20 protein-coding genes are annotated in these 23,853 nt (G+C 72.4%); 7 read left to right on the top strand and 13 right to left on the bottom strand.

The window, feature by feature from the left end; translation table 11 throughout:
- The first annotated feature begins 156 nt into the window (after positions 1 to 156).
- On the top strand, positions 157 to 939 hold the full coding sequence (locus ACIBSV_RS34660; RefSeq protein WP_395870192.1) for an isoprenyl transferase: 783 nt from the start codon (positions 157 to 159) through the stop codon (positions 937 to 939).
- A gap of 114 nt (positions 940 to 1,053) precedes the next feature.
- Here ACIBSV_RS34660 and ACIBSV_RS34655 read toward each other — a convergent pair whose 3' ends face one another.
- From ACIBSV_RS34655 to ACIBSV_RS34625, 7 genes are all read right to left on the bottom strand, one after another.
- Positions 1,054 to 1,953 carry a carbon-nitrogen hydrolase family protein gene (locus ACIBSV_RS34655; protein ID WP_395870190.1) on the bottom strand — a complete coding sequence of 300 codons (900 nt, stop codon included), beginning with the start codon at positions 1,951 to 1,953 and terminating at the stop codon, positions 1,054 to 1,056.
- 48 nt (positions 1,954 to 2,001) lie between these two features.
- Positions 2,002 to 2,655, bottom strand: a complete 654-nt coding sequence (locus ACIBSV_RS34650) for a carbon monoxide dehydrogenase subunit G (RefSeq protein ID WP_395870188.1) — start codon at positions 2,653 to 2,655, stop codon at positions 2,002 to 2,004.
- Between the two features lie 15 nt (positions 2,656 to 2,670).
- A complete protein-coding gene (gene cutA, locus ACIBSV_RS34645; RefSeq protein WP_395870186.1) occupies positions 2,671 to 5,100 on the bottom strand; it encodes an aerobic carbon-monoxide dehydrogenase large subunit in 2,430 nt (809 codons plus the stop codon).
- Positions 5,097 to 5,633: a (2Fe-2S)-binding protein gene (locus ACIBSV_RS34640; protein WP_395870185.1), complete on the bottom strand. Its 537-nt coding sequence runs from the start codon at positions 5,631 to 5,633 to the stop codon at positions 5,097 to 5,099. Before ACIBSV_RS34640 ends, cutA begins: the two co-directional genes overlap by 4 nt.
- Positions 5,630 to 6,553, bottom strand: coding sequence for an FAD binding domain-containing protein (locus tag ACIBSV_RS34635; protein WP_395870183.1), 924 nt, complete (start codon positions 6,551 to 6,553; stop codon positions 5,630 to 5,632). Before ACIBSV_RS34635 ends, ACIBSV_RS34640 begins: the two co-directional genes overlap by 4 nt.
- Before the next feature lie 52 nt (positions 6,554 to 6,605).
- Positions 6,606 to 8,078, bottom strand: coding sequence for a uracil-xanthine permease family protein (locus ACIBSV_RS34630; protein WP_395870181.1), 1,473 nt, complete (start codon positions 8,076 to 8,078; stop codon positions 6,606 to 6,608).
- Positions 8,079 to 8,337: 259 nt separating this feature from the next.
- A complete protein-coding gene (locus ACIBSV_RS34625) occupies positions 8,338 to 9,993 on the bottom strand; it encodes a PucR family transcriptional regulator ligand-binding domain-containing protein (protein WP_331770560.1) in 1,656 nt (551 codons plus the stop codon).
- Between the two features lie 407 nt (positions 9,994 to 10,400).
- Here ACIBSV_RS34625 and ACIBSV_RS34620 point away from each other — a divergent pair, with 407 nt between their 5' ends.
- From ACIBSV_RS34620 to ACIBSV_RS34610, 3 genes are read left to right on the top strand one after another with little or no spacing between them, the layout of a single operon-like run.
- Positions 10,401 to 11,348, top strand: coding sequence for a DUF2877 domain-containing protein (locus ACIBSV_RS34620; RefSeq protein ID WP_395870179.1), 948 nt, complete (start codon positions 10,401 to 10,403; stop codon positions 11,346 to 11,348).
- Entirely contained in the window at positions 11,332 to 12,810 is a 1,479-nt protein-coding gene (locus ACIBSV_RS34615) for an FdrA family protein (protein ID WP_395870177.1), read from the top strand. The genes ACIBSV_RS34620 and ACIBSV_RS34615 overlap by 17 nt, the downstream gene beginning before the upstream one ends.
- Positions 12,807 to 14,228: a DUF1116 domain-containing protein gene (locus ACIBSV_RS34610; protein ID WP_395870175.1), complete on the top strand. Its 1,422-nt coding sequence runs from the start codon at positions 12,807 to 12,809 to the stop codon at positions 14,226 to 14,228. The genes ACIBSV_RS34615 and ACIBSV_RS34610 overlap by 4 nt, the downstream gene beginning before the upstream one ends.
- A 124-nt stretch (positions 14,229 to 14,352) precedes the next feature.
- On the opposite strand, the gene ACIBSV_RS34605 is transcribed toward ACIBSV_RS34610, so the two are convergent.
- From ACIBSV_RS34605 to ACIBSV_RS34590, 4 genes are all read right to left on the bottom strand, one after another.
- Positions 14,353 to 15,462, bottom strand: a complete 1,110-nt coding sequence (locus tag ACIBSV_RS34605) for an XdhC family protein (RefSeq protein ID WP_395870173.1) — start codon at positions 15,460 to 15,462, stop codon at positions 14,353 to 14,355.
- A 6-nt stretch (positions 15,463 to 15,468) separates the two neighbouring features.
- Entirely contained in the window at positions 15,469 to 16,638 is a 1,170-nt protein-coding gene (locus tag ACIBSV_RS34600) for a VWA domain-containing protein (RefSeq protein WP_395870171.1), read from the bottom strand.
- Between the two features lies 1 nt (position 16,639).
- Complete coding sequence (locus ACIBSV_RS34595) at positions 16,640 to 17,557, bottom strand: AAA family ATPase (RefSeq protein WP_395870169.1); 918 nt, start codon at positions 17,555 to 17,557, stop codon at positions 16,640 to 16,642.
- Positions 17,558 to 17,758: 201 nt separating this feature from the next.
- Positions 17,759 to 18,079, bottom strand: a complete 321-nt coding sequence (locus ACIBSV_RS34590; protein WP_395870167.1) for a hypothetical protein — start codon at positions 18,077 to 18,079, stop codon at positions 17,759 to 17,761.
- 227 nt (positions 18,080 to 18,306) lie between these two features.
- On the opposite strand from ACIBSV_RS34590, the gene ACIBSV_RS34585 reads away from it, so the two are divergent.
- Both ACIBSV_RS34585 and ACIBSV_RS34580 read left to right on the top strand, forming a co-directional pair.
- Positions 18,307 to 19,593: a sensor histidine kinase gene (locus ACIBSV_RS34585; protein WP_395870165.1), complete on the top strand. Its 1,287-nt coding sequence runs from the start codon at positions 18,307 to 18,309 to the stop codon at positions 19,591 to 19,593.
- Between the two features lie 36 nt (positions 19,594 to 19,629).
- Positions 19,630 to 20,304: a response regulator transcription factor gene (locus tag ACIBSV_RS34580; RefSeq protein ID WP_331770552.1), complete on the top strand. Its 675-nt coding sequence runs from the start codon at positions 19,630 to 19,632 to the stop codon at positions 20,302 to 20,304.
- A 30-nt stretch (positions 20,305 to 20,334) separates the two neighbouring features.
- Here ACIBSV_RS34580 and ACIBSV_RS34575 read toward each other — a convergent pair whose 3' ends face one another.
- Together ACIBSV_RS34575 and ACIBSV_RS34570 are read right to left on the bottom strand one after the other, a co-directional pair.
- Complete coding sequence (locus ACIBSV_RS34575) at positions 20,335 to 21,075, bottom strand: nucleotidyl transferase AbiEii/AbiGii toxin family protein (protein ID WP_395870162.1); 741 nt, start codon at positions 21,073 to 21,075, stop codon at positions 20,335 to 20,337.
- A gap of 371 nt (positions 21,076 to 21,446) precedes the next feature.
- Positions 21,447 to 22,766, bottom strand: a complete 1,320-nt coding sequence (locus ACIBSV_RS34570) for an aromatic acid exporter family protein (RefSeq protein ID WP_395870160.1) — start codon at positions 22,764 to 22,766, stop codon at positions 21,447 to 21,449.
- Positions 22,767 to 23,528: 762 nt separating this feature from the next.
- On the opposite strand from ACIBSV_RS34570, the gene ACIBSV_RS34565 reads away from it, so the two are divergent.
- Complete coding sequence (locus ACIBSV_RS34565; RefSeq protein WP_395870158.1) at positions 23,529 to 23,813, top strand: hypothetical protein; 285 nt, start codon at positions 23,529 to 23,531, stop codon at positions 23,811 to 23,813.
- Positions 23,814 to 23,853: the final 40 nt, after the last annotated feature.

Here is a 23,853-nt window from a genome sequence, read left to right as displayed (position 1 = left end):
CGCCGGGGCGAAGCCGCTCCTGCGACACGGCGGCCCGGAGCGGCGACCGGTGTGCAAGTGGCCCGAGTGGTAAAGCCGTTGAGCGCGCTCGCCGACCCGGTGAGAACGTCCCTGGTAGGGTCCGCCGAGGGTTTTGCCACGCGATGGAGATGGTGCATGAAGCTGCTCCCGCTGTTCCTGCGGCGGCCGATCGAAGCGGTGTACGAACGCCGACTGGCCGCCACCCTGATAGGTCTGCCGCGCCCACGGCACGTCGGGATCATGCTCGACGGCAACCGGCGCTGGGCCCGAAAGGCGGGGCACGCGGACGTCCGGGAGGGGTACCGGGCGGGTGGCGCCAAGGCGACCGAGTTCCTGGGGTGGTGCACCGCCGCGGGAATCGAGCACGTGACCCTCTTCATGCTCTCCGACGACAACCTCGGCCGACCCGCGGAAGAGCTCGGCCCGCTGATCGAGATCATCGAGGAGACCGTCCGGGACATCACGGCCGAAGGCCGGCCCTGGGAAGTGCGGGTGATCGGCTCGCTCGACATGCTGCCCGGTGCCGCCGCCCGGGTGCTCAAGACGGCCACCGCCGCGACGAAGGGGCGCGGTGGGCTGAGAGTGGACGTCGCGGTCGGCTACGGCGGCCGACGCGAGATCGTCGACGCGGTGAAGAGCGCCTTCGAGGCACACATCGCGGCCGGTGGGGACCCGGCCGAACTGGTCGAACGGTTCGATATCGAGGACATCTCCCGGCATTTGTACTCGCCGACCGCCGCGCACACCGACTTCATCATCCGCACCTCGGGAGAGCAGCGGCTGTCCGGTTTCCTGCTCTGGCAATCCGCGTACGCCGAGATGCACTGGGTGGACTGCTACTGGCCGGCGTTCCGGCACGTGGACTTCCTGCGCGCGCTGCGCTCGTACGCGAGTCGCGAACGGCGATTCGGCAAGTAGCCGCCGTCGGCGCCGGGCGGCACACCCGGGCGAGCGGCCGGGTGAGCGCGCGGCACCGCGTGCACGATGCCCCGGCCCGATCCGCCGGGCCGGGGCATCGTGTTCGTGCGGTGATCAGCCGTGCGGGAACGTGGTCTTCGCCGGACGGACCAGGTCGTCCGCGTAGTTGGCGATCAGGTCCAGGTTGCGGTCGGCCAGGTGGTCGAAGACCTGGGGCACGTTCGACCCCGGGGTCAGCGACGCCAACGCCCGCTCCGGGTCCAGACGAGCGGAGACCCAACCCTCGTGCGAGGAGCCGCGCGCGATCACCTCGGCGCCCGGGGTGACGATCATCGAGTTGCCGAAGTACAGCACACCGGCCGGGTCGCTGCCGGTGGCGTTGGCGCCGATCACGTAGACGTGGTTGTCGTACGCCCGTGCCCGGCAGGTGAGTTCCCACAGGTCGGCGGAGCGCAGCAGGGCCGACGGGCGGCAGATCACCTCGGCACCGTGCACCGCCTGGATCCGGCTCAGCTCCGGGTAGTCGCCGTCGAAGCAGATGATCATGCCGATCCGACCGAGGTCGGTCTCCACCACGCTGACGTACTCGCCCGGCGTGACCCACCCGCCGCGCGACCGCAGTTCGGGCCCGAACGGGTGGGTCTTGCGGTAGACGCCGAGCACCCGACCGTCCGGCCCGGCCAGCACGGACGAGTTGTACACGACCCCGCGGTCGTCCCCGCGTTCGTAGGTGCCCCACACCAGATGCACGCCCAACTCCCGGGCCCGCTCCTGGAACGGCTCGGTGAGCGCGCCCGGGACGTCGTCGACCAGGTCCCACAACTCCTCGGCGCTCAGCGCCGGGGTGAAGCCGGTGGTCACGCTCTCCGGCAGTACGACCAACTCGGCACCGGTGGACTCGACGCAGCGGGTGACCCAGTCCAGCGCGTGGGCGATGTTCGCCTCGACCACCGCCGCCGTGAGCGGTCCCGGCCGGGGCACGACCTGGACGGCCGCCGCCGTGAACGCACGCATGGTAACTCCCTTTCCCGATCGGTTCGCGATCGGTTCCCGATCAGTGGATCAGCGACGACGGGCGATCACGCCGCCGACGATCGCGCCGAGCAGCGCCACCGCGGCGCCGAACAGCGCACCCTTGGCGAAGTCGGCGCCGCCGAACGACGAGGCCGCCGCCGGGGCCGCGTACCCGCCGGCCGGCGCGGCCGCGACGGTGCCATCGGCCTGCGCCACCACGGCGGTTCCGTTGACCGCCGCGGGCACCGGGGTGAGCGGCGTCTGCCCGGTCAGGATCTTGTCGACCGACTTGAAGAACTCGCCCGCCGTCTTCTTGGCGACACCCGTCAGCATGCGCTGCCCGACCCCGCCGATCACCCCGCCCACCACGGCCTCGGCGTCGTACTCCAGCCGGGTCCGCCCGCCGTCGATGTCCTCCAGGGTGACCTTGACCTCGGCGCTGACCGTGCCCGGGCCGCCCGAGCCGGACGCCTTGAGCATGAACGAGCCGGGCGGCACCTGGTCGGTGAGCTGCACGTTGCCCAGGTAGGTGCCCTTGATCGAGGCGACGCCCATCGTCACCGTCATCCGGTACGCGTCGGGGCCGGTCTCCTCGAGCTTCTCGCAGCCGGGGATGGTGCGGGTGAGCACGGCCGGGTCGTTCAGCGCCGCCCAGACCTTGTCGGCCGGCGCGTTCAGGATGGCGTTTCCTTGGACCTTCATGGTGCGACGTGCTCCTTAACGGTGGGTGCCGGCGGCATGGTCGGCGCCGCGGCGCAGGGCCGGGATCTCGCCGGCGGCGAACCGCTTGCGCAGGTGGAAGAGTTCGGACGGCTGGATCGGCATCCGCACGATCGGGAAGCCCTCGGCGTCCTCGATCGCGGAGGCGAACACGGCCGCCGCGGGGATCACGCCCGCCTCCCCGGCACCCTTGATGCCGAGCGGGTTGAGCGGGGAGGGCGTCTCCAGGTGGTCGATCTCGATCTTGGGGACCTCGCTGGCGTACGGCATCAGGAAGTCCATGAACGAGGCGTTGACCAACTGCCCGTGCTCGTCGTACTCCATGCGCTCGTACAGCGCGCCACCGACGCCCTGCGCGACGCCGCCGTGCACCTGGCCCTCGACGATCATCGGATTGATCAGGTGCCCGCAGTCGTGCACGACGCAGTAGCGCAGGATGCGGATCTCGGCGGTGTCGGGGTCGGTCTCCACGATCACCGCGTGCATGCCGTTGGCGAAGGTGGCGGTCGGCGGCGAGTAGTAGTCGCGGCCCTCCAGGCCCGGTTCCTCGCCCTCGGGGACCGGCAGCTTGGAGAAGTCGGCGGCGCCGGTGAGCTGGGTGGCCGCCTGGGACGCCTCGTCGAAGGCGTAGCGCAGCGGGTTGGACAACACCGCGACGGTGCCGAGCGCGACCGAGGAGCCCGGGCTGCCCTTGACCCGCACCCGACCGTCGACGATCTCCAGGTCGCGCGGATCGGCCTCCAGCGCCTCGCCCGCGATCCGCAGCGCCTTGGCCTTGACGTTGCGCGCGGCGAGCGCGATGGCGTTGCCGCTCATCACCGCCGCCCGCGACGCGAACGTGCCTACCGCGTACGGGAATCGGCGGGTGTCACCGGTCGTCACCGTGACGTCCTCGAGCGGTACGCCCAGTTCGTCGGCGACGATCTGCGCGAACACCGTCTGGTGGCCCTGGCCCTGGCTGGTCAACCCGGTGGCGACGTTGACCTTGCCGGTGGTCTCGATCTGGACGTGACCACCCTCGTACGGACCCACGCCGGTGCCCTCGACGTAGCACGCGACGCCGATTCCGACCCGGCGGCCCTCGGCCCGCGCCTGCGCGCGGTACGCCTCGAACTCGTCCCAGCCGACCAGCTTCTTCAGCGCCTCCAACGACCCGGGGAAGTCGCCCGAGTCGTAGATCAGCGGTCGGCCGTCCTGGAAAAGCAGGCCGTGGTCGTAGGGCATCTCCTCGGGCTTGATGAAGTTGACCGCGCGCACCTCGGTGCGATCGCGACCCAGGTGGTCGGCGATCGCGTCCATCGCGCGCTCCATCGCGAACACACCCTGCGGACGCCCGGCGCCGCGGTAGGGGGTCACTATCACCGTGTTGGTGTACAGGCTGCGGAAGTCCACCCGGTAGGCGCCGGGCTTGTACGGGCCGAGCAACTGGGTGGAGGTGATGATCGGCACGATGATCCCGTACGGCGTGTAGGCGCCGTTGTCGTGCAGGATCTCCACGTCCAGGCCGAGCAGTCGGCCGTCGTCGTCGAAGCCGACCCGTACGGTCTGCAACTGCCCGCGCTCGTGCGCGGCGGAGATGAAGTGCTCGCGGCGGTCCTCGGTCCACTTGACCTCGTGGTCGAGCAGTCGGGCCGCCCACGGGACGAGGATCTCCTCCGGCCACGGGTGCACGATCTTGACGCCGAAGCCGCCACCGACGTCGGGGGTGACGCACTCGACCCGGTCCAGCGGCAGGTCCAGCTTGGCCGCGACGGCCGCGCGCACGCCGGTGGAGGTCTGCGTGGAGGTGTACACGCGCAGGCTCGCGTCGGCGGCGTCCCAGCGGGCGTAGACCCCGCGGCCCTCCATCGGCATGCACGCGCTGCGCTCGATGTCGAGCTTCAACTCCAGCCGGTTCGGCGCGGCGGCGATCGCCGCGGGCGCGTCGCCGACCTCCTGGACGAAGTGCGCCGCGCAGTTGCCGGGCACGTCCTCGTGCACCAGGCGGTCGGCGCGGAAGGCGTTCTCGATGCCGACCACGGGCGGCAGCGGTTCGTACTCGACGGTGATCCGCTCGCAGGCGTCCTCGGCCAGGTAGCGGTCCCGGGCGACGACCATCACGACGGCCTCGCCGACGTGGTTGACGAACTCCTTGGCCAGCGGGTACGCGGTACGGCCGTGGGTGAGCGCGGGGTGCGGGATGAGCAGCGGGAGCGGCTCGGCGACCCGGCCGGTCAGGTCCTCGTAGGTGTAGATGGCGACCAGGCCGTCGACGTCGAGCGCGCCGGTGACGTCGATCCCGGTGATCCTGGCGCGGGCGTGCGGGCTGCGTACGAACGCGGCCTCGTAGGAGCCCTCGCCCAGGTCGTCGAGATAGCGGCCGTTGCCGACCAACAGGCGCAGGTCCTCGGTGCGTTGCACGGGTGCGCCGAACATCTTGGTGGTCATCGGGCGTCCCCCTCGGACTGCTCGTCGGCCCGGCGTTCGCTGGTGATCTCGGCGGCGCGCAGCACCGACTTCACGATGTTCTGGTACCCGGTACAGCGACACAGGTTGCCCGAGATCGCCTCGCGCGCCTCCTCCTCGGTCGGCGTCGGGTTCTCCTCCAGGAAGGCGGAGACGACGGTGAGGAAGCCGGGTGTACAGAACCCGCACTGGAGTCCGTGGCACTCGCGGAAGGCCTGCTGCACGGGGTGCATGGTGCCGTCGGCGTCGGCCAGTCCCTCGACCGTGGTGATCTCGTGGCCCTGCGCGCTGACGGCGAACATCAGGCAACCACGCATCGGCTTGCCGTCGACCTGGATGGTGCACGCGCCGCACACGCCGTGCTCGCAGCCCACGTGGGTGCCGGTCAGGCCCAGGTCGTGGCGCAGGCAGTCGGAGAGCAGTCGGCGCGGGGTGACGGTGGTGGTGTGCAGCACGCCGTTCACGCTGAGCCGGATGTCGAGGCGTTGTTCGGTGGGGATCTGCGTCTCGGTCATCGGGCGCTCCGCTCGTTGGTGCCGGTGTCGCGTGCTGCGTTGGGGTTCGGGTCGACCAGGGCCGCGCGTTCGGTGGCGGTGCGCAGCGCACGGACGGTGAGTACGCCGGCCAACTGCGCGCGGTACTCGGCGGTGGCGTGGATGTCCGGCTCGGGTTCCAGACTCGAGGACGCGAGGGTCGCCGCGTCCTGCCAGGCGGCGGTGTCGGCGGTACGGCCGATCAGCGCGTCGGTCAGGTCGAGCACGAGCGGCACCGGCGAGAGCGAGAGGTAGGCGGCCCGGGCGGAGACGATCCGCAGGTCGTCGTCGACGGTGACCGCCGCCGCGACGCCGCACATCGCGTAGTCGCCGTGTCGGCGGGCGATCTCCACGAACTCGGTGCCGGTACGGCCCGGCAGCCGGGGGAAGTAGGCGGCCACGGCCAGCTCGCCCGCCTCGATGCACGCCTCCAGCGGCCCGACGAAGAAGTCCTCGGCGGGCACGGTGCGGGTGGCCCCCTTGCGGGCCAGCGTCATCGAGCCGCCGAGCAGGGCCAGTACGGCGGTCATCTCACCGGAGGGGTCGGCGTGCGCGAGGCTGCCCACGGTGGTGCCCCGGTTGCGGATCACCGGGTGGGCGACCAGGCGCAGGCCCTGGCGCAGCAGCGGGACGACCGCGTGTGCGGCCTCGTCCGCCTCGACCTCGGCGTGCCGGGCGAGCGCGCCCACCGCGACGCCGCCGGGGTCGGTGCGGACATAGGAGAGTTCGGCGAGCCCGTTGATGTCGACCAGGTTGGCCGGGGCCGCGAGTCTCATGTTCAGCATCGGGATCAGACTCTGGCCGCCGGCGAGGACCTTTCCGTCGTGGCCGACGCCGTCGAGGACGTCGAGGGCTTCGGCCAGATCGGTCGGTGCGTGATATCGGAATGCCGGCGGCTTCACGGTGTCGTCTCCTCCTGGTGTCGCGTGCGGTGGTGCGCCTCGTGTGTCGGCGTCAGCTGGACGGTGTCTTCGGCGGCGGAGCGGCGGCGGTGGAGCCGGTCAACGGCTGCTCCGCGGGCCGGTGTTCCTCCACGGTGCCCAGGGACAGCGCGGTGCCGCCCTCGAGTTCGACGTCGGCGGGGGCCTTGGGGTCGCGCATGTGCGAGGGGGCCAGGGCGTGCAGGGCGTGGTATATCACCAGGGTGACGATGGTGCCCAGCGCGATGCCCTCGATGGTGAAGTCGTCGTTGAACTTGATCGCGACGCCGCCGATGCCGATCACCACGCCGGCCGCGACCGGGACCAGGTTGATCGGGTTGGCGAAGTCGACCTTGTTCTCGATCCAGATCTTGGCGCCGAGCAGGCCGATCATGCCGTAGAGCACGACGGTGATGCCGCCGAGCACGCCGCCGGGGGTGGCCGCGATCAGCGCGCCGAACTTGGGACACAGGCCGAACAACACGGCGACGGCGGCCGCCACGTAGTAGGCGGCGGTGGAGTAGACCCGGGTGGCCGCCATGACGCCGATGTTCTCGGCGTAGGTGGTGGTGGGCGAGCCGCCCACCGCGCTGGCCATCACGGTACCCAGGCCGTCCGCGGTGATCGCCTTGCCCAGGCTGCCGTCCAGGTCGGCGCCGGTCATCTCGGAGACCGCCTTGACGTGGCCGGCGTTCTCCGCGATCAGCGCGATCACGGCGGGCAGCGCGACCAGGATCGCCGAGGTCTTGAAGTCCGGGGCGTGCGTGGAGGGCAGCCCGAACCAGTCGGCGGAGGTGACACCGGAGAAGTCGACCCGGTCGTGCGCGAACTCCTTGCCGTCGTGCTGACCGGGCTGGGCCGAGGTGATCTGCCCGAAGCCCTTGTCGAACAGCCAGGACATCGCGTAGCCGAAGACCAGGCCGAGGAAGATCGCGATCCGGGACCAGAAGCCGCGCAGCAGCACGGTCATCGCGATCACCGCGGTCATCGTCAGGATGGCGATCCACTGGTCCTGCGGCCAGTACACCTCGGCCACCACGGGCGCCAGGTTGAAGCCGATCAACAGCACCACGGCGCCGGTGACCACCGGCGGCAGCGCCTTGTTGACGAGTTCGGCGCCGAGCAGGTGGATCAGCACGCCGGCGAGCGCGAGTACCGCGCCGGCGACCAGGATCGCTCCGGTCACCGTCGCGCTGGAGCCGCCGGAGGCGCGGATGGTGGCGACCGCGCCGACGAACGCGGCGCTGGTGCCGAGGTAGCTGGGGATCTTCCCCTGCACGATGAGCAGGAAGACCACCGTGGCCAGACCCGACATCATGATCGCCAGGTTGGGGTCCAGACCCATGACCACCGGGAATACGAATGTCGCGCCGAACATCGCGACGATGTGCTGTGCGCCCAGACCGATGGTCCGACCCCACGAGAGTCGTTCGTCGGGGCGTACGACCTCACCCGGAGGTGGGGTGCTGCCGTCCCCGTAGAGCTTCCATCCCAAGCCGAGTGCCATGTTCAGCCGCCTTCCAGGCGTAGGGGGGTGCGAGGGCGATTCGTTGTCGCACGACCCGGCACGGTGAGCGCGATCCGGTGATGTTCGCCGTTCTCGCCACGAGGTTGGGGGAAGGTTATGGACGGGTCGGACACTGCGGCTTGGGTGATAGCTGACAGATCCGGCCTGGTGGTGTTGTGAAATTCACCCAAGGTTTGTTGCCGACTCGTCTCGGCGTATGGATGAACAACCAAGGGTCTCTCCGTACGTGCGCGCTACGCTACAGCCCGCGCATGCGGCGCACCTGGAGCGCCAGCATGATGTTGAGCCGTAGATGCGAATCCGTGGTGAACGCGCCGAGCAACCGTTCGAGCTTGCCGATCCGGTAGCGCAGCGTGTTGTAGTGGAAGTGCAGGATCCGGGCCGTCTCGGCCACGTTCAGGTTGGTGTCGAGCAGCACCTCCAGGGTGGTGCGCAGATCGGTGGTCTCCTCGTCCTCGCGGCTCGCGAGTTCGCCGAGGGTCTCCCGCATGAAGCTGGTCAGTTCGGCCGAGTCGGGGACCAGGCTGAGCAGGCGGTACACGCCCAGGCTGTCGAAGTCGGCGATGCCGCCCGGACCGTGCATCTGCCGGCCGACCTTGGCCGCGCGGCGCGCCTGTTCGTAGGCCTCGGGCAGCAGTGCGGGGTCGGTGACCACGCGGCTGACCCCGGTGGAGAACGAGCGGCGCCCGCCGCCGCCGTCGCCGGAGACCTGGGCGACCATGTGCCGGACCAACTCGCCTGGCGGGGTGCGCTCCGAGGCGCCCATCACCACCACGACCTCCTGGCTGTAGCCGACCACGGCCGCGCGCGGATCGCGTTCGCGCACCACGATGCCCCACGCGGTGGCGAAGCGTTCGTGGGCGGGCCGCAGGTCGTCCGACTCCGGGTCGAGGCCCTCGCCGGGTTCCAACTGCGCGACCACCACGGTCAGCGGGCGGTCGATCGCCCAGCCCAGCGACGCGCAGTGCCGCACGGTGTGCGCCGGGTCGCCGGCCCGGCCGGCCAGCAGGTCGCGCATGAAGTCGCCCTGGTACTTGCTCTCCACGGCGGCGACCGCGAGTTCCTTGGTGATCACCAGTGCCGCTGTGGCGGCGGCCCGTTCCAACACCTGGATGTCGCTCTCGTCGAGCGTGCGCCCGGCGGAGATCAGGACGACCCGGCCGTGGTCGAGGGCACCGGCCAGGATCGGCACCAGGGCCACCCCGGTGGTCGGGTCCTCCAGGGCCCGCGCGCCGTGCTTGAAGCGCTCCACCCGGAAGCGGCCGGTGGCGTCGAACACGCCGCGCCCGCTGGATGTGGCCGCGACCTGTTCGGAGGCCGACGACGCGAGCAGTCGCCCGTCGGGTGTGGTGACCATGACGGTGCCGCCCAGCAGGCGGCTGAGTTCGTCGGTGATCGCCTCCAGGCCGCCGCCCGCGAGCACCACACTGACCAGCGCGCGGTGCGCCTCCTCGGAGCGGGCCAGCACCGCGGCCTGCCGGTTGAGGATATCGGTGAGCACCTGGTTGAGAATGTCGTCGAAGGCGACGTCGTCGGGCAGCCGGATGATCGGCAGGCCGACCCGGTCGGCGGCCTCCAGCATGTCGGCGGGCAACTCGTCCAGGTAGCGGCCCAGCTTGATGCCCACCGCGGCGAGTCGGCGCGACTCCAACTCGGTCACCAGATCGCACAGGGACTGCGGGGTCTCGCGCAGCGGGTAGCCGGTGGTCAGCAGGAGTTCGTGCGGTTTGGTCCAGGGCAGGATGTCCGGGACCTCCATCACGTTGAGCCGCTGCACCACGCGGTCCAAGCCGCGCTCGCCGGCCATCAGCCGGGCGCCGGACAGGCTGGACAGGCTCAGCACGTCGCGCACCGCGACGCCGCGGACGAGCGTGCCGGTACTCGCGGTTCGCACCCCGCCCGGACTTCCACCAGGGCTTGGCAAATTACGCGAATTATCTGCGCCAAGGTTGGCAACTTGCTCCATTCGAGGACCATAGCCATTGGATTACGTTCACAACAGACATTGAGCCGGTCCGATTTGAGTGGCACCGGATGACAGGTCACACCGGGGCCCACCGCCCCGGAGACCTCGGCCACACCGTGTCGATCATCGACTCCGCACCGTTTCGACCAGGGGCGTCGTCGGGCCCGGCACCGGTGGACCCGGCGCCACTCGACCCGGCATCGCTCGACCCGGCAACACCCGGCACGGCAACACCTGGCACGACAGCACTCGGCACGACAGCACGTCGATCCCCGTACCACTTCGCGTCCGCTCCACACCACCTCGATTCCGCACCGTTCCCGGGAGGCACCACCGTGGTAGACCCGGGAGACAATGGCGATCCGGCGACGGTGACGATGCCGGGCTCGGCCTCCGAGCGGATCCGCGCGGCACTGTGCGCGTCGACCCGGCCCGCGCGGGTTCTCGGCGTCTTCCCGGCCGCGATCTACCTCGCCGACCCGGACGACACGGTCCTGGCCCTGTGCACGCACGACGCGGTCCGACTGCCCAACGCCCTCGTGGTCGCCGGCCGCAGCAGCGCGTCCCCCTTCCCCGCACTCGCCGGCCACCGGCACGCCCACATCGGCGACGGCCGCGTGCGCATCGGCCCGCTGCGGGTGCCGGCGGCCCGCTGGTGGACCCCGCCGCGCCCGCCCGCGCCGGGCGACACCGACACCCGCCGGGCCGGGCGCGCCACGCTGCGCACCGCACTGGAGCCGGTACGCACCGGCCTGTCCGCCGACGCGCGTGCCCACTTGGCCGAACTGGGCCGACACGTCGCGACCGACCCCGATCGCGCGTACGCCGCCGCGCTGCGACTGATCGGCCTGGGCCCGGGACTGACCCCCAGCGGCGACGACGCGCTGTGCGGCTTCCTGCTCGCGCTGCGCCTGCTCGCCCCCGACCGGGCCGGCGGCCGGCACGCGAGCGCCCTCGGCGCGCGCGTCACGGCACACGCCCCGGGCCGCACCACCGACCTGTCCGCCGCGCTGCTCGGCCACGCCGTCCGCGGCGACGGCTGCGGGCAACTGATCGACCTGATCGGTGCGGTGGGCCGGGACACCGACGTCATCCCTTGCCTGCGCCGCCTGTTGACGGTGGGTCACACCTCCGGCGCGGACCTGGCCCACGGCGTCCTGGCCGGGGCCGAGGCGGCCGACGCAGATCTCGCACCAGCGATCGCCGGAGCCCCTCGCGGCTGCGGCGGTCCCACCGAACTCCCGTACCCCGAAGGAAGGAGCGCCCGTGAGCAGCGCGCTTGAGCTGCGCCGCGGAACATACCGAGACTCGGTCAGCCTGATGCAGGTGAGCCGATCGGTATCCGCGGTGGACGGGGTCACCAAGGCGCTCGTCGCCATGGCGACGGAACTCAACGTCGGCCTGTTGGCGGGCATGGGCTTCGAGACCCCGGACGGCGCCGGACCCAACGACCTGATCGTGGCGATCCGGGCCGACGACGACGACGCGCTGCGGCGCGCCGTCGAGGTGCTCGAACAGGCCCTGGTCCTGTCCACCGGCGGCGGCACCGGGATCGGCTCCGCCGCCGGCGTCCCGCCGCGCACGATCCGTACCGCCGCCGGTGCCACGCCCGACGCGAGCCTCGCGCTGGTCTCGGTACCCGGACCGCACGCCTTCGCCGAGGCGATGGACGCCCTCGAAGCGGGCCTGGACGTGCTGATCTTCAGCGACAACGTGCCCGTCGAGCAGGAGATCCGACTCAAGGACGTGGGCCGCGAACGCGGCCTCCTGGTGATGGGCCCGGACTGCGGCACCGCGCTGGTCGGCGGCGTCGGCCTCGGCTTCGCCAACTCCGTGCGCCCGGGACCGATCGGCATCGTGGCCGCCTCCGGCACCGGATCGCAGGAACTGATGTGCCTGCTGCACGCGGCCGGCAGCGGCGTCAGCCACTGCCTGGGCGTGGGCGGACGCGACCTGAGCGAGGCGGTCGGCGCCCGCTCGACGCTCCAGGCGCTGGCGATGCTGGACGCCGACCCGGCCACCGAACTGATCGTGGTGGTTTCCAAGCCGCCCGCCGACTCGGTCGCGGCCGAGGTCGAGCGCTACGCCTCGACGCTGTCCACACCGGTGCAGTTGGCCTTCCTCGGGCAGGGCCGCGAGGACCTCACCGCCGCCGCGACCAAGGCGCTGGCCGCCATCGGACACGCCGGCGTCCAGGACCGGACCTGGCGTCCCGAGCGGACCGTGCCCACCCGTACCGGCGCGCTGCGCGGGCTGTTCTGCGGCGGCACGCTGTGCGACGAGGCGATGATCATCGCCGCCGACCGGCTCGGCCCGATCGCCTCCAACATCCCGTTGCGGGCCGACTGGGCGCTGCCCGCCGACCTGCGCACGGCCGGGCACCTGATGATCGACTTCGGCGACGACGGCCTGACCGCGGGCCGCCCGCACCCGATGATCGACCCGAGCCTGCGCCTGGAGCGGCTCGCCGAGGAACTGGCCGACCCGGCCACCGCGGTCCTGCTCCTGGACGTCGTCCTGGGACACGGCGCGCACCCGGACCCGGCCGCCGACCTGGCCGAGGTGCTGCGCGCCGCCGGACCGGACGCCCCCGCCGTCCTGATCTCGCTGTGCGGCACCGACCTGGACCCGCAGGACCTGGACGCCCAGGCCCGCACCCTGACCGCCGCCGGCGCCGAGGTCCACCTGTCCAATGCCGAGGCCGCCCGGCGCGCCGTGGCGATCGTAGAAGGGCTCGACGCGTGAGTGCTCCCAACCCCCGAGGCGGCACGCTGCTGACCCGGGACCCGTCCGTGGTGACGGTCGGCGCCGATCTGCTCGCCGACGCGCTGGCCGCGCAGGCCGTACCGGTGACCGCCGTCGACTGGCGCCCGCCGCTGCCCGGCACCGCCGACGCGCTGGCCGCGGTGCTCGCCGACGCGCGCCGCGAGGCGGCCAACAAGGTCGCGATCGAACGGGTGCTGGCATCCACGCCGCACCTGGTGGACGTCAAGCCCGCGAGCGAGGCGCTGGGTCTGAAGGCCGGCCAGTTCCGGCACGCCGGACCGCCGATCGACTGGGCGCGGGCGTCCGGGCCGATGCGCGGCGCGCTGATCGGCGCGGTGCTCTTCGAGGGCCTGGCCGACACCCCCGAGGCGGCGGAGAAGTTCCTCGCCGAGGGTCACGCCGAACTGGACTCGTGCCATCACCACCACGCGGTGGGGCCGATGGCGGGCGTGGTCAGCCCGTCGATGTGGATGTTCGAACTCGAGGACACCACGCACGGCACCCGCGCGTGGTGCTCGCTGAACGAGGGCCTGGGCAAGGTGCTGCGCTACGGCGCGTACGGGCCCGAGGTGATCGAGCGGCTGCGCTGGATGTCCGCGGTGCTCGGTCCGCTGCTGCGCACCGCGGTGCGCGCGGGCGAGGCGATCGACATCCGGGCGATCATCGCGCAGATGTTGCAGATGGGCGACGAGGGCCACAACCGCAACCGCGCCGGCACCCTGATGCTGCTGCGCGAACTGCTGCCGAACATGATCGACAGCGGCGCGCCGACCTCGGACATCGCCGAGGCGGCCCGCTTCGTCGGCGGCAACGACCACTTCTTCCTGAACCTGGACATGCCCGCCTGCAAGCTGGCGATGGACGCGGGCCGCGACGTGCCCGGCTCCTCGCTCGTGGTGGCGATGGCGCGCAACGGCACCGACTTCGGCATCCAGGTCTCCGGCACCGGCGACCGCTGGTACACCGGCCCCGCCGAGGTCCCGGACGGTCTGTACCTGGGCGCGTACGGCCCGGACGACGCCAACCCGGACATCGGCGACTCGGCGATCACCGAGACCGCCGGCATCGGCGGCTTCGCGATGGCGGCGGCACCGGCGATCGTGCGGTTCATCGGCGGCGAGGTGGACGACGCGCTGGCCGCGACCCGGCGGATGTACGAGATCACCCTCGCGGAGAACCCGGCCTACCAGATCCCGGTGTTGGACTTCCGCGGCACGCCGACCGGGATCGACGTGACCAAGGTGGTGCGCACCGGCATCCTGCCGCAGATCAACACCGGCATCGCGGGCAAGGTCGCGGGCACCGGTCAGGTCGGCGCGGGCCTGGTCACCCCGCCGGCGGACTGCTTCGTCGCGGCGGTCCGGGCGCTGGCGGAGGCGATACCGCCGATCGGCTGACCTTCGGCACCACCCGGCACCGCAAGGAGCCCGCCGCGCGAATCGCGCGGCGGGCTCCTTGCGGTGCCGGGTGGTGCCGCACGTGCGGCACGTGTGCGGCTCGGTCGCGGCGGCCGCGTGGTGCTCAGCGGTGGATGCGGCCGTCGGTCAGCGACAGCGGGCGGGCGGAGCCGCCGTGGCGGGCCCGGACGATCTCGGCGAGTACCGCGATCGCGGTCTCCTGCGGAGTGCGCGCACCCAGGTCCAGGCCGATCGGGGAGTGCAGCAGCGCCAACTCGGCCTCGGTCACGCCCGCCTCGCGCAGCCGCGACAACCGGTCCTCGTGCGCCCGGCGACTGCCCATCGCGCCGACGTAGGCGACCGGCATGCGCAACGCCCGGACCAGGACCGGAACGTCGAACTTGGGATCGTGGGTGAGCACGCACACCGCCGTGCGCCCGTCCACCCGGGTGTCCGCGAGGTAGCGGTCGGGCCAGTCCACCACCAACTCGTCGACGTCGGGAAAACGCTCCGCGGTCGCGAACACCGGGCGCGCGTCGCACACCGTCACCCGGAACCCGGCGAACGCGCCCGCGCGGGCCACCGCCACCGCGTAGTCGTTCGAGCCGAACACCAGCAACCGCGGGCGCGGCAGGTACGAGCGCACGAAGACGATCTCGTCCTGTCGTACGCCGAGCGCCTCGACCGGAACCAGCGCGTCGCCGTCCGGCCGGGCCAGCGTGGTGCGATCGTCCGCGAGCAACGCGCGCAGCGCGGGCACGAACGGACCGCTCCCGGCCTCGCCCGCGCCGTCCTCGTCCGCGCCGACCACCACCCGGGTGCCGAGCCGATCCGGGTCCGGGGCCGCGACCACGGTGGCGACCGCGATCGGCCGGCCCTCGCGCAGCGCGGCGATCAGCTCGGGAAATTCCGGATAGCGCGCCGGGTCGATCGGCTCGACGTACACCTCCAGGGTGCCGCCGCAGGTCAGGCCCACCATCAGCGCGTCGTCGTCGCTGATCCCGTACGCGGCGGTCCGCGGCCGGCCCTCGGCGATGACCTCCCGCGCGAGTTCGTACACGTCGCCCTCGACGCACCCGCCCGAGACGCTGCCCAGCGCCACGCCGTCGGCGGACACCGCCATCACCGCACCCGCGTCGCGCGGGGCACTGCGCAGTGTGGACACCACGGTCGCGAGCGCGAAGGTGCGCCCGTCCCCGTACCACGCCTCCAGGTGGTCGAGCAGTTCACGCATGGCCGTTCACCCGGTCCCTCGCTCGTCCACCAGCAGTGCACACAGTTCCTCCAGGGCCGCCAGGCTGTGCCCGGCGACAAAGTCGTCAACGTATGGAAGAGCCGCGGCCATACCCGCCGCCAGGGGTTGATACCCCTCTCGGGCACGGTGCGGATTGACCCAGATCACCCGATGCGCGAGCCGGTGCAGCCGGGCCATGCCCACCGCGAGCCGGTCCGGGTCGCCGCGCTCCCAGCCGTCCGAGGCGATCACCACCACGGCGCCCCGGGCCACGCCGCGCCGGCCCCAGCCCTCCAGGAAGGCGTGGAGCTGATCGCCGAGCCGGGTGCCGCCGCTGAAGTCGGGTACGGCGGCGGACGCCGCGGCCAGCGCCCGGTTCGGGTCGGTGTGGGCCAGCTCCCGGCTGATCCGGGTCAGCCGGGTACCGATGGTGAACACCTCGGCGCCGCGGCGGCGCCGAACCGCGGCGTGGCCGAAGCGCAGCAGCGCGTCCGCGTACGGCGCCATCGAGCCGCTGACGTCGAGCAGCAGCACCAGCCGGCGCGGCCGGACGACCCGGTCGGTGTAGCGCAGCCGGTCGAACTCTCCGGTCCGCAGCGCGGCGCGCACCGTGCGGGTGCGGTCGATCCGCCCGTGTCGGGCCGGCCGCCGGCGCCGGGTGCGCCGGGTCGGCGCGGCCGGGCGCAGCAGCGCGAGCAGTCGGCGCAACTCGGCACGCGCGGCCGGATCCAGCGCGGCGATGTCGCGCCGGCGCAGGATCTCGGTGCGGTCGGCGGCGGCGATCCGGGGTTCGTCGTCCGACTCCTCCCGGCGGGGCGGCACTTCGTCGGGGCCCGGCAGGCCCACGGCGCGTTCGACGTCGACGTCGGGTCGGCGGCGCCCGGGCGGCGGTTGTTCGCAGTCGAAGTACGCGGTGAACGCGGCGTCGTAGCGGGCCAGTTCCCCGGGCGTGGAGCACAGCGTGAGCCGGCCCGCCCAGTAGGTGGCCGGCCGCGCGTCGGCGCCCAGCTCGGCCGCGGCGGTCAGGAACGCCTGCACGCGCCCCGGGTCGGCGGGCACACCGGCGGCCCGGACGGTGCGCGCGAAGGCGACCAGCGTCTCCACCCCGTCACGCCGGGTCGGCGCCGCGGCCGCGGCGCGCACCGTATCCGCGTCCAGCGGACCGCGCCCGGCCATCTCAGCCGCCCGCCGCGAGCAGCCGAACCAGCCCGGCCGCCCGTACGCCGTCCAGGTCCTCCCGGTGCTTGAGCACCGCGCCGAGCGTGCGTGCGGCACTGTCGGGGTCGAGCTCGCGCACGCCGAGCACGAGCAGCGCGCCGGCCCAGTCCAGGGTCTCGGACACGCCGGGCGGTTTGACCAGGTCGGCCGCGCGCAGCCGCCCGACGGCACGGACCACGTCCTCGGCCAGCCGGGAGCTCACCTCCGGCAGTCGGCGGCGCACGATCGCCACCTCCTGCGCGTGGGCGGGGTGGTCGAGCCAGTGGTAGAGGCAGCGTCGCTTGAGCGCGTCGTGCAGCTCGCGGGTGCGGTTGGAGGTCAGCACCACCAGCGGCGGCACCTTCGCGGCGATCCGGCCCAGCTCGGGCACGGTCACCGCGAAGTCGGAGAGCACCTCGAGCAGGAACGCGTCGAACTCGTCGTCGGCCCGATCCACCTCGTCCACGAGCAGCACCGCCGGCGCCGCCTCGATCGCCTGCAACACCGGCCGGGCGATCAGGTAGCGCCGGTCGTACAGCCCCGCCTCCAGGGCCGCGGCATCGGTCTCGCCCGCCGCGCCGGCCGCCCGCAGGTGCAACATCTGGCGCGGGAAGTCCCAGTCGTAGAGCGCCTGCGAGGCGTCCAAACCCTCGTAGCACTGGAGCCGGAACAGCGGCACGCGAAACGCGGCCGACAACGCCTGGGCGAGCGCGGTCTTGCCCACCCCGGGCTCGCCCTCCAGCAGCAGCGGCCGACCCATCCGCAGCGCGAGGTAGGCGGCGGTGCCGATGCCGTCGCCGGCCAGGTAGTCCACGCCGTCGAGCCGGGCGACCACATCCTCGGGCCCACCCAGGCCGCCCGCGTCGACGCCCTCGTCGTCCCACCACGCCTGCGACACGGCACACACCCCTCGACACCCGTACTGCCCGGCTCGCCTCGACCCGGGGCCGTGACCGGCGACATGCACCCGCCGCGGCACCGGTGATCGTGTTCAGTACACGCTGTACCGGCCGAGCCCTCGACGGCAACATTTGCCAAACCGCCGGCCGATCGCTGCGTATCCGTGACCGCCCGGCGCGCGGCGCGCGGGTCGCGGCGATCAGCGCCAGGTGCGGACGTCGGCGAGACCGCCCGTCGCCAGGTCCGGTCTGCCCCAAAAGTCGCCGGAGCGGGTCGCGACCACCAGGATCGGCTGCCCCTCGGCGTCGAGGTGGGCGAGATGGAAGCCGATCACCCACGACGGCTCCGCGACCAGGTCCCGCGGTGGACGCAACCGCACCGACGCGGCGCCGTGCGCGGCGAACACGACGGCGTTGTCCGTGGGTGTGCCCGGTTCCGGATCCAGGGCCTCGACCACCAGGACCCGGTCCGCCCACACCACCACCGAGCGCGGCGGCCGATCCAAGGCCACCTCGACCACCCGCCCGTCGTGCCTTCAGCGCACGAGTCGGTCGTCGCCGGTCCCGTCGGGGACGATCGCGGGGTCGGTATCGGCGGGCACACGAACCAGTCTCGCACCACCGCCTCCGCCCGCGGTCGGCCGTCCACCCGCGTGGCGCTCGCCGTAGCGGTCTACAACCAGCGTGGTAGACGGGTGTGGACCGTCGGTTTGACGACGGCCCGTCGATCACGGGCTACGCTGCGCCGATGCGGGCCCGAACGGTGCGGAGCAGGCTGTCCGTCAACCTCCCCACGACGGTGGTGGACGCGATCCTCGCGCTGTCCTACATCGTGGTCAGTCTGCTGTTGGCCCACGAGGATCCCACCGGGGACTGGCGCGAGACCGACACGCTCGGTTTCGCGCTGATCGTGGTGATCAACCTGCCGCTGATCCTGCGCCGCCGCGCCCCGGTCCCGGTCCTGCTGGTCATGCTCGCCCTCCAAGTGGTCTACATCGCGCTGGGCTACTGGCCGGTGGTGAACTCGCTCGGCACGCTGATGGGGATCTACACGGTCGCCGCGCACCGATCGATCCGGACCATGGTCGGCTGCGTGGTGGCGGTGGGCGCCACCTGGCTGTACGCCGGACTGGCCGCGGACGGCGGTTCGATGACCACCGTCGTCGCCCAGATCCTGGTCATCCCGCCGGGCATCTGCTGGTTCGGCGTCGCGGCCCGGCGACTGAGCGAACGCAACGCGCAGTACGCGATCTTGACCGCCCGACTGGCCCGTGAGCAGGAGGCCCGGGCCCGCCGGGCGGTGACCGACGAGCGGGTGCGGATCGCGCGCGAACTGCACGACGTGGTCGCCCACCACGTGTCGGTGATCTCCGTGCAGGCCGGCCTCGCCGAGTACGTGCTGACCTCGGATCCGCCCACCGCCGAGGCGGCGTTGCGCACCATAGGCGAAACCACGCGCGAGACCCTGGACGAGATGCGCCGGATGTTGATGCTGCTGCGCGCGGACGAGGAGGACACGTCCGACGTCGACGAGGAACCGCCGGACGCCGCGCGCGGGCGGACCGCCGACGACCGGCTGGATCCGGCGCCGGGGCTGGCCCGACTCGGCGAGGTGGTGCGCCGGATCAGGGCCGCGGGAGTGGACGTGCGCTCCACGACGCTGGGCGTCGCGCGCCCGCTGTCCCCGGGCATCGAGCTGTGCGCGTACCGGATCGTCCAAGAGGCCCTGACCAATGTCCTCAAACACGCCCGTACCGCCCGGGTCGACCTGGTGGTGGACTTCGGTCCACACCACTTGCGGATAACCGTGACCGACGACGGGGGAGACGGGACCGCGAGTACCGCCCCGCAGGGGTTCGATCCGGGCACAATCGGTGGGGTGGCGGCGCACGGGTTGATCGGCATGTCCGAGCGCGCCAAGCTCTACGGCGGGACGCTTGTTGCGGGACGGCGGCCCACCGGGGGATTCGAGGTCGGTCTCGTCCTGCCGATCCCGGCCGAGCCCACCGCGTCGGCCGAGAGCGGGGATGCCTAGGCCGCCTCGTACCGACGTGACGAAGGGACCGACGGGGTGACCAAGGTGTTGGTGGTCGACGATCAGATCCTGATCAGGGCGGGCCTGGCCGCGTTATTACGCGCGGCCCCGGGGATCGACGTGGTCGGCGAGGCGTCCGACGGGGCCGAGGCGATCGACCTGGCCGCGAAGCTGCGCCCGGAGCTGATCCTGATGGACATCCGGATGCCCGAAGTGAGCGGCGTGGAGGCCACCGAGCGCATTCTGGCCGCCGCCGAGGGCACACCGCCCCGGATCGTGGTGCTGACCACGTTCGACCTGGACGAGTACGTCTACGCCGCGCTGCGCGCCGGGGCGTCCGGTTTCCTGCTCAAGGAGATCGGCCCTCAGCGGCTGTTGGCGGCGATCGACGCGGTGATGGCGGGCGACATGCTGTTCGCGCCCAGCGTCACCCGGCGGCTGATCGAGACCTACGTCGCGTTCGCGAGCGCGCCGACCGGCGACGTGCCGCCGGACCTGGAGACGCTCACCGGGCGGGAGTTGGAGGTGCTGCGCCTGGTCGGGACCGGGATGGCCAACAACGAGATCGCCGGCACCCTGGTGGTCACCGAGTCGACGGTCAAGACCCACTTCAACCGCGCGCTGGCCAAGTTGAACCTGTCCAGCCGGGCGCAGGCGGTGGTGCTGGCGTACGAGACCGGGCTGGTCACACCCGGCGGCCGACGCGGCTGAGCGACCGTGCGGCGGGGCGGGCGGCGCGATTCACACCGGTCCGCCGCCGGGAGCGTGCTCGTCCGGCTCGGCCAGCGCGGCCAGTTTGGCCAGTACCTCGGGGTCGAGCGCGGCGGCGATCGGGCGGCTGTGTCGGGCGGAGAGTTCGGTGAACCAGTTCTGGAACCAGGCGCGGACGGCGGCGGCCCGCGCGGCGGGCGGGCCGAATTCGGCGTCCTCGCGCTCGGTGACGTGCTTGAACGCGGTCAGGAAGTCCTCCGCGCGCAGCTCGGGATCGTGCGCCAGGGCCAGTTCGAGCAGCCGGCCGGTGTCGTAGCGGTCGGCGAGCGCGAAGACGTCGAAGGCGTCCCGCACCTCCGAGCGCAGACCCAGGGTGACCACCTTGGCCGCGACCAGATCGTCGGGGTGCAGCACCGGGACACCGTCCACGACGGTGGGCTCGTGCGTACGGGACGCGACGTGCAGGGTCAGCGGTGTGCCCTTCCCGCCCCCGGCCGGCCGCACGGTCATCCGGACGAAGGTCTTGGTGCCGGCCCTGCCGTCGACGCCGACCCGGCAGCCCGCGTCGGTCAGCGCCGCGACGATCGCGCCGCGGGCGGCGGAGAGCCTCCCGGCGTCGCGCGCGGCCAGGGCGAAGTCGACGCCATCGCTCTCCCGGTCCGACAGACCGCGCAGACGAAGACCGCGAGCGCCGGCCAGGGCGACCCCGAAGGGCTCGCCGGCCGCCGCGACGATATCGATCGTCGGTGGTGCTTCGGGGTTGTGTCGCACGATGTCCGGTCCTTGGCGTCGGGGCTCATCAGGGTACGTGCCGACCGGCGCGGTCACGGCGTCGGCTGGGCTACTCCGAGGGTTGACCCCACCGCGGCGAACTACCACGTCGGTTCGACCGACTCTTCCACCCGGGACGGGATGTCGTGGCGGACCTCGGCTGCTTGGCTTCACCCATGGCCGCTTGTCGGGGGTTGCCCCGAACACCCGGCAAGCGGCCGTTTCGACATGAGCTCGTGCACGGGGGTGGGCTCATTTCGGATCCAGGGGTGGCCGGGGCGCGGCTTGCGCACCGGCCACCCGGGCCGGGCTCGGGGCGGATCGGGGGGCGCGGCGAGCACGGGTCGCGGGCGGGCCCGGGCGGCGACCGGTCACCCGCGCCGTCGCAGTGTGTGTCGGTGCAGCCGGCGCGGGACCCGCAGCAGGCGATCGGTCGGCGTCACCACCCACCGGATGCCCTCCCGCAACACCGGACCGGGTCTGGCCACCGCGGCCCGGAGCCGGCGCTCCTGGGCCAGACGCCGGCGACGCTCCTCGATCCGCTGCGCCAGGTCGCCCGGAGTGCCCGCCGGCCGGGTCTCGTCGACCAGCTTGTCCACCGCGGTCAGCAGCGTCCCGTACAGCTCCCAGCGGTCCGGGTTGGTGATCGAGTCGGCGAGCAGGATCGCCTCGGTACGCAATCGGTCCTCCTCCGCCTCGGCCAGCCGTTCGCGCAGGGTGACCTCGGCCTGCGCGGAGTCCTCCGGACGGTCCTGGCCGTGCAGCACCAGCAGGTGGCCGTACGCCGCGAACAGCGCCGCCAGCGAGTGGAACAGGCTGCGCAGCGACTGTGCGGTGGCCAACGGGATCTCGGTGTACGCCGGTTCGCCGTGCTCGCCCGGCGCGTACAGCCCGCTCAGCGACCGGCACACCATGCGCAGCGCCACCGCGCTGATCTCGGCGGTGTCCAGGCCGCTGCGCAGCGCGAGCACGCGCACCGTGGCGCGTCGGCCACGCGGGTTGAATCGGGTGCCCTCCTCGGCCGTGGACAACGTCGCGTCCACCCGCACGATGTCCCGGTCGATCCGGCGCGCCTCCTCCAGCCAGCCGTGCGCCCGGTCGTGGGTGACGTCGTCGCCGATCTCCCGGGCCATGGTGTCCAGGAGCCGGGTCAGCGCGTCGAAGGCGGACATCACCGCCTCGTTCGCGGGCCGCACGTGCACGGGCGGGGCCAGGACGAGCGAGAACACCATGCCGACGGCGGCCCCGATCAAGGTCTCCGCGACCCGGTCCCACGCGGTGTCCCCGACCTGGCTGACGCCGAGCACGATCATCGCGCTGATCGCCACCTCGTTGATCGAGTCGCCCAGCCGGATCAGGTGCCCCAGACCGAGCGAGGCCAGCAGCAGCAGGGTCAGACTCCACCAGTTCAGCCCCACCGCCTCGCTGAAGAGCACCGCGATGAGCACACCCGAGACCACGCTGGCTACCCGCTGCACGCCGGTGGTGAACGTCGCGTACGAGGTGACCTGGACGACCAGGAGCGCGGTGAGCGGGGCCAGGATCGGCTGCGGATGGGCGCCGGCCAGGAACAGGGCGGCGACGTAGGACGTCACCGCCGCCACGGTGGTCCGCAGCACCTGCGCGACCAGCGAGGTCTCGCTCTCCTTGACCCTGGACAGCGCCGCGGCGAGATCGACTTCCGACGGCATTCGGCTCCTTCCTCCTCGGTCCCGCGCTCGGGCGGATTCCCCTTGTATGCCCTGTTCCGCAGCCGTACACCACGTGCCGTCGGGGTGGTGGAGGCAATCCGCGCGGCCGATGCCGATCCGGCGGGCGGGTGGACGCACCGCCGTGCGGCACCGGCCCGGCGGTCGGGGCCGGTCGGCGAACCGGCGCGGGATGCGCGGAGCCGCCTGGATTCCGGAGGGGGCGGTGGGGGAGGTCGCCGAGGTCGATCAGGGTCGGGTCGGCGCCGCGTTCGGTGAGTTCGGCGGCGCAGGCGAGGGAGTCGGCGAAGGGCACCTCCCGGTCGTCTCGGGCGCCGAACAGCGCGACGGGTACTCGCGGAGCCCATCCGCAGGTCGTGCCGTTCTCCCGCATGGCGGCGAGGAAGCGGCCGGCCTGCGCGCCGCGGCCGGCCGCGAACTCCGGGCGGAACAGCGCCTCGAGCCGGTCGGGCAACTCGGCCGGGATCTGCGGTTCGTTGTGCCGGCCATCGAACAGGCTCAGCACTCGGGCGACTTGGTCGTCTTGGAAGACGTCGGGGCGGTGGTACGGGGGTCGCGCGGAGTTCCGGACCGGTACCGGGTAACTCGGCGCGAGGTTGACGCCGCGCGCGTCACCGGTCGTGCCGAGCGCGGCCGGAACGCCGCCGGTACCGGCGGCCGTCCCGGTTGCGGGTCGTGCGTGAACGGCAAGGATGGGAGGTGATGCCCTCCCATCGAAGGCGTCGGCACGACTGGAGGACCGTGATGGCCATTCTCATGCAGATCGATCTGCCTGGGGTCGAGAAGGAACAGTACGAGCAACTCTCCGCGCGCGTGCGGTCCGGCGAGATCCCGGCGGAGGGATGTCTGGCCCATGTGGCGATCCCGACGGACGACGGCGTACGGATCATCGACCTGTGGGAGTCGCGGGCGGCGATGGACGCGTTCAACACTCGGCTGATGCCGGTGGCCGAGGAGTTGGGCTTCCCGCCGAGCCCGGCTCCGCCGCAGGTCACCGAGGTTCACGGCTACTGGGTCCCGGGCGCCTAGGGCGTGTCTTCAATCCCCCGCCGACCTCCACGACGCCCGG

This window comes from Embleya sp. NPDC050154 (assembly GCF_044460165.1).
In the GTDB taxonomy this organism is placed as follows: domain Bacteria; phylum Actinomycetota; class Actinomycetes; order Streptomycetales; family Streptomycetaceae; genus Embleya.
The sequence above is the reverse complement of the archived record's forward strand: the minus strand, read 5'-3'. Positions and strand labels throughout refer to the sequence as shown.